This is a genomic window from Chryseobacterium sp. NG-CE01 (assembly GCF_055695505.1).
The window spans coordinates 409,324-426,411 of the sequence record NZ_CM146369.1; the positions used below are offsets into that span (position 1 = coordinate 409,324).

The 17,088-nt window shown below is 35.1% G+C and carries 20 protein-coding genes; 17 read left to right on the plus strand and 3 right to left on the minus strand.

The features are described from left to right. Positions 1-24: 24 nt before the first annotated feature. Together ACYT6F_RS01970 and fmt are read left to right on the plus strand one after the other, a co-directional pair. Positions 25-1,926, plus strand: coding sequence for a RecQ family ATP-dependent DNA helicase (locus tag ACYT6F_RS01970; protein ID WP_472599647.1), 1,902 nt, complete (start codon positions 25-27; stop codon positions 1,924-1,926). A gap of 54 nt (positions 1,927-1,980) precedes the next feature. Continuing rightward, positions 1,981-2,928 carry a methionyl-tRNA formyltransferase gene (gene fmt, locus ACYT6F_RS01975; protein WP_472599648.1) on the plus strand — a complete coding sequence of 316 codons (948 nt, stop codon included), beginning with the start codon at positions 1,981-1,983 and terminating at the stop codon, positions 2,926-2,928. A gap of 107 nt (positions 2,929-3,035) precedes the next feature. On the opposite strand, the gene ribB is transcribed toward fmt, so the two are convergent. Together ribB and ACYT6F_RS01985 are read right to left on the minus strand one after the other, a co-directional pair. Beyond that, entirely contained in the window at positions 3,036-4,157 is a 1,122-nt protein-coding gene (gene ribB / locus ACYT6F_RS01980; RefSeq protein WP_472599649.1) for a 3,4-dihydroxy-2-butanone-4-phosphate synthase, read from the minus strand. A gap of 64 nt (positions 4,158-4,221) precedes the next feature. Further along, a complete protein-coding gene (locus ACYT6F_RS01985; RefSeq protein WP_472599650.1) occupies positions 4,222-5,226 on the minus strand; it encodes an LLM class flavin-dependent oxidoreductase in 1,005 nt (334 codons plus the stop codon). A 361-nt stretch (positions 5,227-5,587) separates the two neighbouring features. On the opposite strand from ACYT6F_RS01985, the gene ACYT6F_RS01990 reads away from it, so the two are divergent. The 15 genes from ACYT6F_RS01990 (at position 5,588) to ACYT6F_RS02060 (ending at position 14,831) form a co-directional block, all read left to right on the plus strand. Continuing rightward, positions 5,588-6,064 (plus strand): hypothetical protein, encoded by a 477-nt coding sequence (locus tag ACYT6F_RS01990; protein WP_472599651.1) that lies wholly within the window; start codon positions 5,588-5,590, stop codon positions 6,062-6,064. Between the two features lie 405 nt (positions 6,065-6,469). Beyond that, positions 6,470-8,680 carry a cysteine peptidase family C39 domain-containing protein gene (locus tag ACYT6F_RS01995; protein WP_472599652.1) on the plus strand — a complete coding sequence of 737 codons (2,211 nt, stop codon included), beginning with the start codon at positions 6,470-6,472 and terminating at the stop codon, positions 8,678-8,680. Beyond that, on the plus strand, positions 8,677-9,171 hold the full coding sequence (locus ACYT6F_RS02000) for a hypothetical protein (protein WP_472599653.1): 495 nt from the start codon (positions 8,677-8,679) through the stop codon (positions 9,169-9,171). Before ACYT6F_RS01995 ends, ACYT6F_RS02000 begins: the two co-directional genes overlap by 4 nt. A 136-nt stretch (positions 9,172-9,307) precedes the next feature. Further along, positions 9,308-9,874: a cysteine peptidase family C39 domain-containing protein gene (locus ACYT6F_RS02005; RefSeq protein WP_472599654.1), complete on the plus strand. Its 567-nt coding sequence runs from the start codon at positions 9,308-9,310 to the stop codon at positions 9,872-9,874. 5 nt (positions 9,875-9,879) lie between these two features. Beyond that, positions 9,880-10,377, plus strand: a complete 498-nt coding sequence (locus tag ACYT6F_RS02010) for a hypothetical protein (RefSeq protein ID WP_472599655.1) — start codon at positions 9,880-9,882, stop codon at positions 10,375-10,377. A gap of 180 nt (positions 10,378-10,557) precedes the next feature. Next, positions 10,558-11,202, plus strand: coding sequence for a cysteine peptidase family C39 domain-containing protein (locus tag ACYT6F_RS02015; protein WP_472599656.1), 645 nt, complete (start codon positions 10,558-10,560; stop codon positions 11,200-11,202). Positions 11,203-11,236: 34 nt separating this feature from the next. Continuing rightward, the gene (locus ACYT6F_RS02020; RefSeq protein WP_472599657.1) at positions 11,237-11,362 is read left to right on the plus strand and encodes a hypothetical protein; all 126 of its coding nucleotides are present in this window, start codon (positions 11,237-11,239) and stop codon (positions 11,360-11,362) included. 296 nt (positions 11,363-11,658) lie between these two features. Further along, complete coding sequence (locus ACYT6F_RS02025; RefSeq protein WP_472599658.1) at positions 11,659-11,796, plus strand: hypothetical protein; 138 nt, start codon at positions 11,659-11,661, stop codon at positions 11,794-11,796. Positions 11,797-11,811: 15 nt separating this feature from the next. Then, entirely contained in the window at positions 11,812-11,997 is a 186-nt protein-coding gene (locus ACYT6F_RS02030; protein ID WP_472599659.1) for a hypothetical protein, read from the plus strand. Between the two features lie 14 nt (positions 11,998-12,011). Continuing rightward, the gene (locus ACYT6F_RS02035) at positions 12,012-12,269 is read left to right on the plus strand and encodes a hypothetical protein (RefSeq protein ID WP_472599660.1); all 258 of its coding nucleotides are present in this window, start codon (positions 12,012-12,014) and stop codon (positions 12,267-12,269) included. An 18-nt stretch (positions 12,270-12,287) separates the two neighbouring features. Then, positions 12,288-12,968: a cysteine peptidase family C39 domain-containing protein gene (locus ACYT6F_RS02040; RefSeq protein ID WP_472599661.1), complete on the plus strand. Its 681-nt coding sequence runs from the start codon at positions 12,288-12,290 to the stop codon at positions 12,966-12,968. Between the two features lie 4 nt (positions 12,969-12,972). Then, the gene (locus ACYT6F_RS02045) at positions 12,973-13,470 is read left to right on the plus strand and encodes a hypothetical protein (RefSeq protein ID WP_472599662.1); all 498 of its coding nucleotides are present in this window, start codon (positions 12,973-12,975) and stop codon (positions 13,468-13,470) included. Between the two features lie 176 nt (positions 13,471-13,646). Further along, positions 13,647-13,841, plus strand: coding sequence for a zincin-like metallopeptidase toxin domain-containing protein (locus ACYT6F_RS02050; RefSeq protein ID WP_472599663.1), 195 nt, complete (start codon positions 13,647-13,649; stop codon positions 13,839-13,841). Positions 13,842-13,915: 74 nt separating this feature from the next. After that, positions 13,916-14,164, plus strand: a complete 249-nt coding sequence (locus ACYT6F_RS02055; protein ID WP_472599664.1) for a hypothetical protein — start codon at positions 13,916-13,918, stop codon at positions 14,162-14,164. 205 nt (positions 14,165-14,369) lie between these two features. Further along, positions 14,370-14,831, plus strand: coding sequence for a hypothetical protein (locus ACYT6F_RS02060; RefSeq protein ID WP_472599665.1), 462 nt, complete (start codon positions 14,370-14,372; stop codon positions 14,829-14,831). A gap of 110 nt (positions 14,832-14,941) precedes the next feature. On the opposite strand, the gene ACYT6F_RS02065 is transcribed toward ACYT6F_RS02060, so the two are convergent. Next, on the minus strand, positions 14,942-17,068 hold the full coding sequence (locus tag ACYT6F_RS02065; RefSeq protein ID WP_472599666.1) for a helix-turn-helix domain-containing protein: 2,127 nt from the start codon (positions 17,066-17,068) through the stop codon (positions 14,942-14,944). Positions 17,069-17,088: the final 20 nt, after the last annotated feature.

Here is a 17,088-nt window from a genome sequence, read left to right on the forward strand (position 1 = left end):
GTTAAGTTTCATTATTTTTATCCCATGATTTCCCAACAAGATTTTCAAGAATTAAAATTTAAAACCTTAAAATATTTTTGGGGTTATGATAACTTCCGGGATTCTCAGGAAGCCATTATTGATTCTGTTACTAATGAAAAAGATACCCTCGTGCTTCTGCCAACGGGTGCCGGAAAGTCTCTTTGTTATCAGCTTCCGGCTTTACTAAAAGAAGGAACATGTCTTGTGATTTCACCTCTATTGGCATTAATGAAAGATCAGGTTGGCCAGCTGAAATCAAGGGGAATTGAAGCAGAGTATCTTTCCTCCGAATTGGATGAATATGATGCCGAGGGAATTTATGACCGTTGCAAAGAAGGCTTAACCAAACTGCTTTATATATCTCCGGAAAGGTTAACCAATAAGCAGTTTCTTCAGAATATTGAAGAAATCCAGATGTCCTTTATTGCAGTGGACGAAGCGCACTGTATTTCAGAATGGGGTCAGGATTTCAGGCCAAGCTATCAGAACATTAAAGAATTCAGAAGAAACAATCCTAAAATCCCATGCCTGGCATTAACGGCAACGGCTACACCAAAGGTTCTTGATGAAATAAAAGCAAAGCTCGACCTTAAAGACCCACAGGTTTTTCAGAGAAGTTTTAAACGGGACAATATCAGAATTTTCACCGAAGAAGTTTCTGATAAATTTCAGAAAATCTATGATATCCTGAAGTTCACCAAACAGTCGGGAATCATTTATGTAAGAACGAGAAGAGAAGCAGAACTCCTAAGTGCATTCTTACGAAAAAATCAATTAAATAATGTCGATTTTTTCCATGCCGGGCTTACCACAAAAGAAAAAAATGCCAAGCAGACCATCTGGAATAACAGCGACAGCCAAGTTTTAATCTCCACGAATGCCTTCGGAATGGGAATCGATAAAGACAATGTACGTTTTGTGATTCACTATTCCCCTGCACCTTCTATTGAAAATTATTACCAGGAAATCGGGAGAGCCGGAAGAGATGGCCAGGAAAGCTTTGCCTTTTTACTTTGGGACAAACAGGAACTTTCTAATTTTGATGATATTTTAAAAAATCAGACTCCGGGTAAAACTGAGTTCTTAAAAATCATCACTTACCTCTACTCTATTTTTCAGGTGGCAGAATTTGAAATGCCTGAAAAGGTCTTTCAGCTCAATTTGAATGGAATTCAGAATTTCACAAAACTTTCTTCAGCAAAAATTAAAAATGTCCTGAACTTCCTTCATAACCAGGAAATTATTTATTTTAATGACCACAAAAGCCTTTCTTCCCTCCAGCTTCTGATGCAGGCAGATGAAATCGATCAGCTTCCCCACAAAGATGCCTATTTTATTGAGCTGATGCTTCGTACCATATCGGGAATTACTACACATAAGGTAATGTTCAGCGAGCAGCAGGTAAGCAATAAGATCGGTGTAAGTGTTCATTTAATTAAAGAAAGACTGAAAGAGCTTCAGCAGAAAGGATATGTAGAATATGTAGACGGAGCCTTATCCAGTATCAAATTTTTAAAACCACGAGATGAAAGGCTTAATACTTCACAGTATTGGAAGCTTTTCGAACATATTCAGAAAAACAAAATCCAGAAATGGGAAGAGATGAAATTTTATATCGAGGATAACCGCTACTGTAAAATGAAACTGATTCTCACCTATTTCGGCGAGAAGAAATCTAAAAACTGCGGACAGTGTTCTGTTTGTGAAGCTAACAGGCAATCTATTTTCGGGAAGAATATTTCCGGTGAAATTCTACAGGCACTTGCTAAAAAGCCGTCAACCATAGAAGAAATTTCGATCCAGCTGAATTATCATCCTAAAGAAAATATTCTGGAGAATCTTATCTATCTGCTGGATTCGGGAAAAGTAAAAATGCTGAATTTCAGAACGTATGCTTTAGCCTGAGCAATGGCTTAAGGTTATACCCGATTTTATTGACAAACCGCTTATCTTTGCAGCATGAAATCATTGAAAGTTGTTTTTTTAGGCACTCCGGAGTTTGCAAAGACTTCTTTGGAAGCCATACATAATTCTCATCATAAAGTTGCAGGCGTTGTAACTGTTGCAGATAAAGCAAGCGGTCGCGGCCAAAAAGTGAACCAGTCGCCTGTAAAAGTTTTTGCGGCAGAAAATAATATTCCTGTTTTTCAACCCGAAAAATTAAGAAATCCGGAATTTCTGGAAGAACTGAGAAAACTGGATGCCGATGTTTTTGTTGTGGTTGCATTCAGGATGATGCCAAAGGTTCTTTTTGAAATGCCCAAAATGGGAACTTTCAACCTTCACGCTTCCCTGCTTCCAGATTACAGAGGAGCCGCTCCCATTAACTATGCCGTAATCAACGGTGAAGAAAAAACAGGAGCCACCACTTTCTTTATTAATGAGAAAATTGACGAAGGAAACATCCTGCTTCAGGAAGAATTAGCAATTTTGCCGGATGAAAATGCGGGAAGTCTTCATGACCGGTTGATGGAAATGGGCGCAAAACTCGTAGTAAAAACTCTTGACGGGCTTGCTGAAAATGCTATTACCGAAAGACCTCAACCTCATGTTGAGCATCCTAAAAATGCTTATAAAATCTTTAAAGAAGATACTAAAATAGACTGGACAAAAAAATCTAAAGAGGTTCATCAGTTTGTTTTGGGAATGTCTCCTTATCCTGCTGCTTTCACTACATTACAAATCGGAAACGAAGAAAAAGGACTGAAAATTTTCGGTGGTAAATTCGAGGTTGCTAATCATGATAAGCCTGCCGGAACTATAGATATTTCTAAGAATGAATTTAAGATCTATACTGCTGACGGAATATATTTCCCTTTAGAACTGCAGCTGGAAGGAAAGAGAAGAATGAATATTAAAGACTTTCTGAACGGATTCAGAAGCTTTGAGGATATAAGGATTATTTAAACATAATTTTATTAAAAAGAAACCTTCAAGATTTTTGAAATCCTGAAGGTTTTTATATTAACTGATATCAATCACTTAAATGAGGTTAATTCACAATGGACCATTCACTACAGCTGTACCATCTCCGTTACCTCAACATCATAACCTCCAACCTGAGGCTTAATGTTAGGATTTTGGGTGATTACTTTAAATTTATTGATTCCGAGATTTTTCAGGATCTGCGTTCCGATACCGTAATCTCTGTAATTGTAAGCTAACGTTGGGTGCTGAACCTGTCCGTCCTGGTAATTCAGGAACTGCTGAAGCTTTCTTAACGTATTTTCGGAATTAGAAACGTTATTGATAAAAATAATGGCACCTTTTCCTGCTTCGTTTACCATACCGGTTACTTTTTCCAACAAAGGCTTTTCACCGTTATTTAATCTTGTCAGAACATCAAAATAAGAATCGGAAGACTGCACTCGTACCAAAACAGGCTCATCAACCGTCCATGCTCCTTTTGTTAAAGCAAAATGAATCTGATCATTTGAAGTTTCCCTGAAAGCATAGAAATCATAATCTCCGTAAGCTGTTTTCACCTTTCTTTCTTCAATTCTTTCGATAAGATTTCCTTTTTTAAGCTGATAATAAATCAGGTCTTCAATCGAAACAATTTTCATATTGTGTTTCTGTGCAAAAGCATAAAGTTCAGGCAAACGGGACATTGAACCGTCTTCGTTCATGATTTCACAGATTACCCCTCCTTCTTTCAATCCTGCAAGGCAGGTAAGATCAATGGCAGCTTCCGTATGGCCTGCTCTCTTCAATACACCTCCTTTTTTTGCACGTAGCGGGAAGATATGTCCGGGACGCATAAAATCGGTCGGCTTGGATTTTTCATCCATTAAAGCAAGAATGGTTTTAGCTCTGTCGGCTGCAGAAATACCTGTAGAAGTTCCGTTTCCAAGAAGGTCTACCGATACGGTAAAGGCTGTTTCCTTTGGATCACTGCTTCGGCTTACCATCACTTCCAGCCCGAGTTCATCGCATCTTTTTTCAGGAAGCGGCATACAGATCAACCCTCTTCCGTGGAGTGCCATAAAATTGATGATTTCCGGTGTCGTCAGTTCTGCGGCACAAAGAAAATCTCCTTCATTCTCTCTGTCTTCATCATCTACTACTATGATTATTTTACCATTTTTAAGGTCTTCGATAGCCTCAGGAATAGTATTTAATTTAATATCAGACATTTTTACTTTAAGTTTTTGCAAAGATACTCAAAAATAAGCATCTCCCAATTATGATAAGGGTTTGTTATCCGTTAAGAACAGCGTCTTTTGCTTTTCTGAAAATCGTATAGGAATCAAGCCTTTTCTGATGATCGTAAATATGAGAATTTATCATCAATTCGTTGACATTAAATTTCTCCTGAAAACTCCTAATTTGTTTTTCAATTTCAGCCTGATCACCTATAAATGTATAACGCAGCTTTTGTAAAACCATTGATTTTTCCATGGGCGACCATATATCATCCATCTCATCAACCGGCGGAGCAAAAGGCTTTCTGTCATTCCTGATGATATTGATAAAGGCCTGAAACAAGGTTGTGGATATTTTATGAGCTTCTTCTAAAGTCTCTGCAGCTATCCCGTTGATACAAGCAATAATATAAGGTTCGGCGCAGTACTTTGAAGGTTCAAAATTTTGTCTGTAAATATTGAAAGCCATTTCCATCTGTTCCGGAGCAAAATGTCCTGCAAATGCATACGGAAGACCAAGTTCTGCCGCTAAAAAAGCACTATCGGTGCTCGATCCCAAAATATACAGAGGAATATCAAGACCTTCTCCCGGAATTGCTCTTACGAGTGCTTCAGAATTTTCTTTAGAGAAATATTTCTGCAGCTCCAGGATCTGTCTTGGAAACTGCTGATTAATGATTGCCGGATTTCTTCCTAAAGCCTGCGCCGTAAGACCATCCGTTCCGGGAGCTCTACCCAATCCGAGATCGATCCTCCCCGGGAAAAGAGATTCCAAAGTTCCGAATTGTTCGGCGATAACGAGAGAGCTGTGATTCGGAAGCATAATTCCTCCGGAGCCCACTCTTATTTTTTGGGTTCCGTTGGCAATAAAGCCGATCAACACAGAGGTTGCCGAACTGGCAATGCTTTCCATATTGTGATGTTCTGCAAGCCAGAATCTTTTATAATCTAAACTTTCGGCATGATTGGCTAATGAAAGACTGTCCTGAAAGGTATCGTGAATGGTCTTGTTCTTTTTCACGGGAGCAAGATCCAGCACGGATATTTCGAAGTTTTGCATAATTTCAAATTTTAGGTTCTTAAAACCTCAGCAAATTTAAAGCTAATATTTTGCATTAGTTACTTTTTGTAATTGATAAGACTGATCGGTGAATTCAGGGAAAAACTATTGGAAAAATTTATTTTCCACTTATTTATCCAGGCGTATAATCTGTTCGAAAACTTTAGATCAATGAAAGGTATTACAAAACTCATAGCAAATGAGTAATAATATTCTATCTACTCATGCACTAGATGTAAAAAATTTAATCAATAATTAATTTACAATAAAAATATACTAAAAATACATTATTTACACAACTAAAATACTTTTATTAAGAATTAATTCATTTTTATTACATTTGAATAAACATTTAACAATTATGAAAAACGTTATTCAGACACAGTTTACCAATGATTTAAAAACACAAATTGATGCTAAAATTGCAGAATTAGAAGCTTTATTCCAGGGAAAACTGGCTGCTCTCAATGCAGACCAAAGAAAACTTTACGGAACCATAAACGAACAGAACAAGCTTTTCGTAAACAAGGTAAGAGATTATAAAATGAACCAGCCCCAGCTGAGTGCCGATGATGTGAATTGGGATGAGTTTGAAAATGATTATCAGGCCAGAATTTTCTTAGAAACGAGAAAAGAGAAATTAGCCAGCCTGGTATATCAAATGGAAAGTACCAAGATTTTACACGATTACGATAATTATAATGATGCCTTAGACGATTATGCATACTCCCAATACAAAAAAGGAAGAGAGGTGGTTGGTTTTGCAGAAAAAGTAGCAGACCTGAAACAGTTTTTCCCTAGAACAGCCAAAAGTAACAATACCGAAGCCGAAAAATAATTCAAAATAGCATAGAAAGCACCCGTGACCTAAACGTTAAGGTGAATTGAAGATCTGTTTAAGTCTTTTTACCTTCTGTTTGAGTTTTCTTACTTTATGTTTAGGTTCATTGTCCAAAAATTTAAGTCTTTTGGCTAATATTTTGGCAAACCCGGTTAAAATTTCGGCTATTTCTATCAAAATTTTAAGGAAAACAAAATCAGACAGTTTATTATTGGCTGTCTGATTTACCTTAGAATTAAATTGTCCATCCTTTTTATAACAAATAACAATGGAATGTTGTTTCATGATGGTAAGGATTAATTCTTCAAATAAAAATAACACGCCAGGTTTTGACGCAGGCAGGATCTAGCTTTGCTTTTAGAAATATGTAAACAAAATTAATAATCATTAAAAACACAAAATATGGAAGAATTTGACGATGAGTTCGGGGATCTCTCCCAGTTCAAAATACTTTCTTTTGAAGAAGTAAATCAAGGATTTACAGGAAACAATGCTTTTGCAGATACAATTATCAACAGAGATAATTCTCCTGAGTTTCGGAGTAAATTCCACGACTACAGAAATACACCGTTGGGGTATTCTTATCTTACAGACGATCCTGTATCTGTATTTCCTTCAACCGGAATCAATGAAAAAGGAGAAAAAGGCTACGAATACAGGGCAGCAGTTTTGCCTTGTGAGAATGGTTCTCAGGTATTGGGAAGTTATAATGCTAACAAAAGAGAACCTCAAAGCCTTTTCTTATTTTATGAAAAGCCTAATTCCAAGAAATTCAACTTTGCAGGAGATTTTTATGCTGCTAAAATGGGGGATTATTTCGTAAGCCTCTTTAAAAAATTTCCGGAGCCTTTGCCATCTAAAATCAATGGAAAGTTTTTCAAGAACATTGCTTCTATGGAAGATGAGGCAGGTTATCTGGCACAGCTGGCTTATACCCATGAAGGAGATAAAATTAATGCCACTCTTGTACGGGATGCTTTGATGAGAGAATATCAGTTTTATACAAATGACAAACAGTTTGACAAACTATTAGGAAACATCTCTCAAATTCCTGCAGACGCTATCGGATGGTGTGCCGCGCAACTGGAAAACTTTAAACCGGATGAAAAAAATTACGACCCGGCTTCTAAAGATTACTCTCCTCTTATTCCTCTTTTTGCAGGGGCTGCAGTTCCTGTAAATATGAACAAGGCTGCACAATTTTTTGAAGATCTGGGAAGCAATCCTTTTGTACAGGGCGTAGAAACAGCTTTCAGCCAGGTTTGGGAGTTGGTAAAACAATCTGCAGACAAGGTTAAGGATGCTGCTATTGACCACCTGCCTGATTCCTTCAAAAAACTGGTAATCAGGATTACAGGAATTATCAATACTATCAAAACCTTTCTATCAGAAATTAATGAAATCGTTTCTGATTTGGCACAGAAAGGGATTGAATTCCTAAAAATCCTGAATGCTTTTAACTGTGGGATCCTCAATGGATTGGTGAGTTTGGTACAATGTATTTTGTATATTCTGGAATTTCTTTTACAGCCTACCACTACATTTTCTTACCAGCAGTATTTGGAAAGAAGAAACCTTTTGGAAAAAGCAGAAGATGTATTGGATTGGGTATATGAAAATGTACCTGTGTTTTTAGAAGGGGTTAAAAAACTGTTTCAATCCAGTGTGAATATATCCCAATCTGATTTTGAGAGCATTTTTGACCAATTGAAAGAATACTGGGATAACACTTCTCGCTATACAGTAGCATTTTATACAGGGCTTATAGTCTTTGAGTTCATTATCAACATTCTACTTCTTATCTTTACCGCAGGGGAAGGCAATGTGGTAAAAGGAGCTACTTATGTGCAGAAAGCATCCAGCCTGCTTCGGATTATAACCAGAGAAGCATTTTCAGCAGCAACATTTGGGCTTACTGATTTGCTGCTAGGGCTTGGTAAATTGATGTTAAGATTCTCCAAAGCCTGCGCAAAAGGTTTCAAAGGATTTATTAAATTTATTGAAGAACTCTTGCAGGGCGCTAAAAATGGTGCAAAGGCGGAGGATTTGGCGGAGGAAGCGCAGGATATAGAGGAGGTAATTATAAAGGGAAAGAAATTCCAAAAAGGAAGCGGAGATATCAACAAATCTTTTGCAGAAAATGCAGAAATAAAGATAGAAAAATGGATAAGTGAAGCTAAAATTTTTGGACAATCTACTGACCATACTTGCGTGGCTACTTCTCTAAAAATGGTCTTGGAAGACAAAGGGATTGTAAAATTAGAAGATGAATTGGCACGAGCATTAAAGACAGATGCAAATGGTGCCTCTATTTTAGATATACCTGATGCGTTGGCTTTTAAAAGGATAGATGAAGTAACAACGATTACAGAAAGAGATATTGAACTTCTTGAATTATTAGAAAAATTAGAAGATGGAGACAAAGCAATTGTAAGTGTAGCAACTAAACAATTTTCAGGACATGCAATAATATTGGAAAAAGCAGAAAATGGAAAAGCGTTTTTACGAGACCCATTACCAATGAACCAAGGTACTTCTTATGCTATGAAATTAGAAGATTTTGAAAAAATATTTAATGAAAGAGCCGTAATAATTAAAAAAATAAAACCATGACAGAACAAGGAAATATACGATATAATGTAAAAGGAGAGAAACCTTTAAGTGGATATGAAATTATCCGAGTAAGAAATATTAATAATGCTAAAGAGGTATTAGACAATTTTAAAAACGCAGTATTAACATTCTTAAAAAATAAAGGTCTCCATTATGAAGATCCAAAGTGGGAAAAACTATTACCACAAGATATTATTAATAAAATTAATCAGCTAAATGATGATAATTTTAAGTATGATGAATTACTTTATACTTTCAAATCAAGCATTCGTCATTTTCAAAAATTCAAAGATTGGGAATGGTATAGTTCATTAGAGGTAGAAAAAGGTTTTGATATTATTGTAAAAGGTGATTTCAATATAAAATTCATAAGTTTTATCCATTGTCAAAATGTTCCTTTAGATGATATTAGGATTATAGATGCTGATAAACAAGAAATTTATGAGCTAAAAACCATTAAAGATTATACAACTTATAAGATTTTGAAATAATATAATAAACCACTTTTGAAATATAATAGAAAGTGGTTTTTCTTTTACTAAAGCCTGCGCAAAAGGTTTCAAAGGGTTTATTAAATTTATTGAAGAGCTGCTGCAGGGCGCTAAAAATGGTGCAAAGGCGGAGGATTTGGCGGAGGAAGCGCAGGATATAGAGGAGGTAATTGTAAGGGGAAAGAAATTCCAAAAAGAAGGCGGAGATATTACCAAATCTTTTGCAGAAAATGCAGATATAAAGATAGAAAAATGGATAAGTGAAGCTAAAATTTTTGGACAATCTGAAAATAACACTTGTGCTGCAACTTCTTTAAGAATGGTAATGGATGATAAAGGTTTTGTATTGAGTGAAGATTATTTAGCAGGATTATTAGATACCAAAAAAAATGATGGAGCGTCTATTTTAGATATACCAAAACTTTTTGATGACAAGCTCTATTATTATGAAATGACAACTATAGCAGAAGAAAATATTAAACTTACCAAATTATTAGAGAAATTAGAAGAAGGAGATAAAGCAATCGTAAGTGTATATAAAGATGGTTTTGGTAGTGCTCATGCAATAATAGTAGAAAAAGTAGAAAACGGAAAAATATTTTTAAGAGATCCATTACCTATACGCCAAGGGTCTTCGTATGCTATGAAAATGGAAGATTTTGGAGAAATATTTAACAGAAAAGCAGTAATTATAAAAAAATAAATATCATGACAGAGCAAGGAAATATACAGTATAATCTTAAAGGAGAAAAGCCATTGAGTGGTTACCAAATTGTAAGAGTAAGAAATATTAATAATGCGAAAGAAGTGTTAGATAATTTTAAGGAAGCAGTTCTAACAGTCTTAAAAAACAAGAACTTAAGTGATGAAGACCCTAAATGGGAAAAACTTTTACCACAAGGAATTGTAAATAAATTGAAACAATTGAATAGTGAAGATAAAAAATATGATGAATTATTATTTAGCATTGATTCAAGTATCGATGATTTTCAATCATATAAAAAATGGGAATGGTACAGTTCTTTAGAAGTAGAAAAAGGTTTTGATATTATTGTGAAAGGGAAATTTAATGCAGGGAAATTTATTAATTTCATCCATTGTCAAAATGTTCCTTTAGAAGATATCAGGATAATAGATGCTGATAAGCAAGAAATCTATGAGCTAAAAACTATTAAAGATTATACTACGTATAAGATTTTGAAGTAATATATAATAAACCACTTTTGAAATATAGTAGAAAGTGGTTTTTCTTTTTCCAAAGCCTGCGCAAAAGGCTTCAAAGGGTTTATTAAATTTATTGAAGAGCTGCTGCAGGGTGCTAAAAACGGCGCAAGGGCGGAGGAAGCGCAGGATATAGAGGAAGTTATTATAAAAGGTCAGAAGCCTTTGAGCATCTATAAAATACCGATTTCTGTAATAAGAGGCTTACAAGGGATAGGTATTGAAATTATTGGCCGGGCAAAAGATTATCTCCTGAAATGGAAAGGCAAAAATATATTTATTGGTGATTGGGAAGAAGTAACTCATTTCTGGAGAAAGGCTTTAAAGCCTAAATTAGGCACAGGAACAGGCGGGGTATTAAAATACCTTGAAGTTCTTTCCAGAAATATGCTTGCGCAGGAGCATAGCATGTCTTGTGCTGCTGCATGTATTAGGCAATTAGCTAAAGATAATGGAATTGAAATGACTGAATCCGCAATACGAAAATTAGCTGGGACTACTGATTTAGGAACTACTGATTTGGGCATAGAGTTGGCACTTGGAGATATTTTTAAAGGTAAAACAGTTGAGGCTTTAACTTATGTTAAAAATTCTGATGAATTAATGCCAGATATAGTTACTCATATATCAAAAGATGGCAGTTGGATCGGTAATATTCATCCCTTTGGCGGAAAAAAACATGCAGTAATTATTGAAAAAGTGATTGATAACAAGGTATATATAAAAGATCCTTGGCCAATAGAAGGAATTGGAAAAGGAAATGGTGTAGAAGCAATTGTAGACCTTGAAGAATTTCAAAAGTGTGGTTAAGAGGTGGAGCTAATAAATATAAAATCAAATAATTATGGACTTTAAAACAATATCGACAGAATTAGAGAATGAAGGTTATTCTACTCAATTTCATAAAAGCATTAATTCTTTAGCTATTTGGATTGATGAGAATGGAGAGCCTAAAAAAGAATCCTATTAGCGAGTAGAAGAAATTGACAATAAAATGTTCTTTGTATATTTTATTGCTCAAACTCCTGTAGAAAAAGAGTTTAAGACCATTGAAGAACTTCTCAAATTTGTAAGACAAGTTTTTCCAATAGAAGAATAACTTAGCTTTTCCAACAAAACCACTTTTAAATATTGTAGAAAGTGGTTTTTCTTTGCGCAGGAGCATAGTATGTCTTGTCAGCAGCTTGTATCAGATAATTAGCTAAAGACCACGGAATAGAACTGCCTGAAAAAGTTATCAGAGAGTTTGCAAGAACTACTGAAGAAATGGGAACTTTTCCTGATGGAATTTTAGATGGATTGAAAAAGGTATTTAAGGATAAAGAGATTCTTGATAGAACTTTTATCAGAAATCCAGATAATTTAATGCCATTAATTTTAGAAGATATTTCAAAAGAAGGTTAATGGATAAGTATAGTATTGCCAGAAAATGGGAACTATCATGTTATTATTGTTGATAAAATTGTCGATGGAAAGGTCTTTGTTCGAGACCCATGGCCTACTGAAGGGGTAGGAAAAGGAAAAGGAATTGAAGCAGTTATTGGCTTGGATGAATTTGCTGACTCTTGGTTACGAGGTGGAGCTTCTAGTTATCATGTGAAATAATAAAATTATACATAATGAATATAAAAGAAATCATAAATAAGCTTTCTGAAGAGGGTTATAATCCTTATTTACAAGAAAGATTGGGAATTATTTTTAATAGTATCGATGATTCCAAGGGAAATCCTAAAGTGAATTCTATATCGCAAATTAGAATTGAAAAAGAAAAAATTATCATACAATATCCTTTAGGACAAATTCCTGTAGAAAAAGAATTTAAGACCATTGAAGAACTATTAAAATTTATAAGACAAGTGTTTCCTATAGAGGATTAATTTTCTAATAAACCACTTTTGAAATATAGTAAAAAGTGGTTTTTCTTTTTTACTAAAGCCTGCGCAAAAGGCTTCAAAGGGTTTATTAAATTTATTGAAGAGCTGCTGCAGGGCGCTAAAAATGGCGCAAAGGCGGAGGATTTGGCGGAGGAAGCGCAGGATATAGAAGAGGTAATTGTAAGGGGAAAGAAATTCCAAAAAGGAGGCGGAGATATTACCAAATCTTTTGCAGAAAATGCAGATATAAAGATAGAAAAATGGATAAGTGAAGCTAAAGTCTTTGGACAATCTACAGACCATACTTGCGTGGCTACTTCTCTAAAAATGGTATTGGAAGATAAAAGTATTGTGAAAAGCGAAGAATATCTTGCAGGAGCATTGAATACAACAAAAGATGGGGCAAGAATTAAAGACATTCCTGATGCACTATATAATAGTTATATTGATGATGTAGTGGCAATGTATCAAGAAAAAATTAAATTTTCTAAATTGATAGAAAAGTTAACAGATGGAGACAAAGCTATTGTTAGTATTGGAACAAAAGAGTTTGGTAGCCACGCAGTAGTATTGGAAAAAGTAGAGAATGGCAAAGTGTTTTTGCGGGATCCTCTGCCTATGAATCAGGGAACTTCATACGCTATAAAAATGGAAGATTTTGAAAAAATATTTAAAGATAAAGCGGTAATAATTAAAAAATAAAGTGATGACAGAACAAGGAAATATACAATATAATGTAAGGGGCGAAAAACCGATAAAAGGATATGAAATTATTAGAGTAAGAAATATTAACAATGCCAAAGAGGTACTATACAATTTTAAAGAAGCTGTCTTAACTATTTTAAAAAATAAAAATTTAAATGATGAAGACCCAAAATGGGAAAAACTACTACCACTGGGGATTGTATCTAAAATCAAACAATTAAATAGTGATGATTTTGCTAATGATGAGATTTTAGTAGATATAGATATGTCCATATACAAATTTCAAAAAATTAAAGAATGGGAATGGTATAGCTCCTTGGAGGTAGAAAAAGGATTTGATATTATTGTGAAAGGATATTTTAATGCTCCACAATTTATCAGTTTTATCCATTGCCAAAATGTGTCTTTAGATAATATTAGAATTATAGATGTTGATAAAAATAAAATTTATGAGCTAAAAACTTTTAAAGATTACACAACATATAAGATTTTAAAGTAACCTTAAGAGGCTGTGTAAAAAACAGTCTCTTTTATTTTAAAACAAATCGATGACAGAACAAGGAAATATACAGTATAATATATAAAAGGATAAAGCCACCCTGACAGGTAAAGCCTGGACGACTTATCCCAAAGATATATCTGCTAGTTGTAGAACCCATGAGGTACCACCAAAAAATGTTTTTACACTACGATGCCACAGAACTTACTGTACAACATGAAGTTTGGCATATAGGCGATTTCAAAAAATTAGGTTTTGACGAATATCATAATACCCCAAACTGGAAATTGGAGGAACTTGTATGGGAGAGAGTATGGAAACAAAAAAATCGTTGGACGCAAGAAGAAATTATTGACATACAAGTATTATAAAACAGAACGCGGAAGACAAGGTGCAGATTATAAAATAGTTGAAGAATTAGAAAAATCAATAAAGTAAATAAGTTATGAACTTAACAAAAGAGCAAGCTTTAGAAATAGGCATTAAAGTCATGCAAGATATTCGTTTTGAATATGATGCAAAAGATGAAATAAAAGTTGTTTATGATCAGGGTAAAATATACTCTAATCTTAATATATGGCTAATAGGATTTATGTATGGTAAAGAAGATTATGGAAGAAATGTTGGGGCAAACCTAATAATTAATGCGGATACAAGCTACCCAAAGAACTTTTATTTCGCAACGGTTCTATAACTTTAGGTTATGATGCAGAAAAAGACAAATACTTTGTAAAAAGCAAAAGACCTTAATAGCTGCCAAAACCACTTTCGAAATATAGCAGAAAGTGGTTTTCTTTTTTCTAAAGCCTGTGCAAAAAGGCTTCAAAGGGTTTGTATCTTCACAAATTAATATTTCAAAAGCAGAAGAATTAGTATTATTGTGGCAGATTTATAGAACCATGAAATCAAAAATAATGTATATCGAAAACAAATCTTACGGACATCACGGTCCGGCCTGGATTGGTCTCGTAGAATTTTCTAAATCCGGACAGACTGTTTACTTTAATAATAAAGCGCTCAAAAAACTTAAAAACCCTGGTACATCCGCAAATCATTTTGATATAGAAACCGGAGAAGAATATTGGGTTTCCGGTGTTAAGAAAAACGGACAGGACCGGCATTGGTGCGGTGGCGGAAAGATCATGCTTGATAAAAATTCTGTTGATGAATATCTTAAGCTAATCGATTTTACTATTTTGGATGAAAATCACTTCGTCATGGTCGAATTTGAAAAGACGGATAAAGAAAGATTCAGTACATTGGAAAACAGAGAGACAGAATTCCGGGACACAAGTCGTATGGCGAGCTTCTATGATAATAATCACAGAAAATTAATTTTAGACAGCAAAAGCTCCGATTAAATAGCAATGAAGAATCCCAAAACATGAATATCAACAATATTGAAGTTTCAAATAAACAAACCTCACAGGTTTAAAAACCTGTGAGGTTTATGATTACACCTCGACGATATTTATCTCGATTTCTCTTTCAGATAAGTATAATGATTAATCAAAATCCGGATTTCATTGAATTCAAAATGACTTGGCAAAACATTTTTCCATTCGGTAAGTGTTTCTTTCGGGTCCTTATAGAAAACATCTTCAAAAGCTTTTATTTTATCAGAAGTTACCACCCTTGAAATATCCAGCAGACCCTGTTCGGCAAATTTTGCAAGATGTCCGATTACGGTTTCTTTTACTAAGCCCCGCTCAAGCGCAATTTCACCAATCGTTTTCCCCTGTTCAAACAACTGGAAAGTAAGAACCTGAGACGGCACTTTGGCAACTTTCATGCTGACTTCCTTATTATTGACATCATCCAGAAGCTTGGTTTCCAGCAAATGAGCCTCCTTTAAACTGTTCAGGTATTCTTCAATATCTTCCAGCCAGTTCCTGAATTCTTCGTTATATTGCTTGAGTCCTTTTACTCCTTTAATTTCCGCATAAAAATCTTTAAGCGGACTGAAAACCTTATCCCTGATCTCCGTAAAAAAGAAATTAACGGCTCCTTTTGTTTTGTTCTCAATTTCAGACCATTCTTCTTTCTGCTCAATAAAATTATTAACTTTCTGGGAGATCACCCGATCCAGTTTTTCAAATATTTTACCCAGATTGACAATATCCTGTTTCAACTGCACATACAGCTGATTGGTCTTTACATGATCTATACTTTTTGTAGCAACAGACAGTTTATTCCAATCTTCCACTTCTTTCAGCAACCATTGAGAATCTACAGTTCTAAGCACTTTTTTAATGCTGTAATCGTACTTTTCGTTATTCAGGATAACCTCTACCTTGTCGTTAGCTACCGTGTCACTGTGAAAAGTAAGAATTCTGTTGTCTTTAAAAATAACTTCCGGAGTAATTTTTGACTTCAAAACGATTCCTTCCAGCGTACGGCAACGTGAAAGCGCTACGTAAACCTGCCCTGCCGTAAAACTTTTCCCTGCATCAATAATTACCCTGTCGAAAGTAAGCCCCTGGCTTTTATGGATTGTAACTGCCCATGCGAGCTTTATCGGAAACTGCTCGAAACTGCCCAATACTTCTTCTTTGATATTTTTATCGGTGTCAAGGAAGTATTTTTTTTGCTCCCAGACTTCTCTTTTTACGGTAATTTCCCTTTCGCTGCCGTCAAGAATCACTTTGATTTCATTCTCTTCAAGCGCGGAAATTTCACCCAGTTTCCCGTTAAAATATTTTTTCTCTCCTGAAATATCATTTCGGATAAACATAATCTGAGCGCCTATTTTAAGATCAAGAAACTGTTCATTAGGGAATTGGTTTTCCTTAAACTCCCCGAAGAGTTTCGCTTCATATGTTTTTGGACTTACCTTTAATTCATCCAGTTTTTCCTGATTGATATCGTCTGCCATTTTATTGTGCGAACAGAGATAAACATAAGGCTCATCGCCCATATCAAAATCAGGATCGTATCTTTCATTTAAATGTTCAAAATCGATATTGGCCACATCACCGTCACGGATCGCATTCAGTATGGCAAGGAAATTTTCATCAGACTGCCGGTAGACTTTCGTCAGTTCTATCGTAATTAAAGGAATTTCTTTAATCGCGTGGCTGTCGAAGAAGAATGGAGAGTGGTAATACATCTTTAAAATATGTTCATCCCTTACCACCGGCGGAAGCTGATACAAATCTCCGATGAACAGCATCTGAACTCCTCCGAAACGCTGGTTATTTCTCCGGATAAAGCGTAGGGAAAAATCCATCATATCAAGAACATCAGCACGAAGCATGGAAACCTCATCGATAATAATGATTTCCACTTCTCTTAAAAGCCTCAGCTTATCTTTCCGGTATTTGAAATGCGGCATCAGGTCGGCAATATTGTTTGCCAAACTGGTATTTATCCGTTCGGTAGTAGGAAGGAAAGTCCTCAGGGGAAGTCCAAACATAGAGTGAATGGTAACGCCGCCTGCATTGATCGCAGCAATTCCGGTGGGTGCTACAACAATGTGTTTTTTGCGGGTGCGCTTTACAAAATCATTGAGAAAAGTAGTCTTTCCTGTTCCTGCTTTTCCCGTTAAAAATACACTCCGGTTCGTGTGTTCTATTAAGTCAAAAAAATGATTGTTCATCGTTGTCAAAATTACGGAAA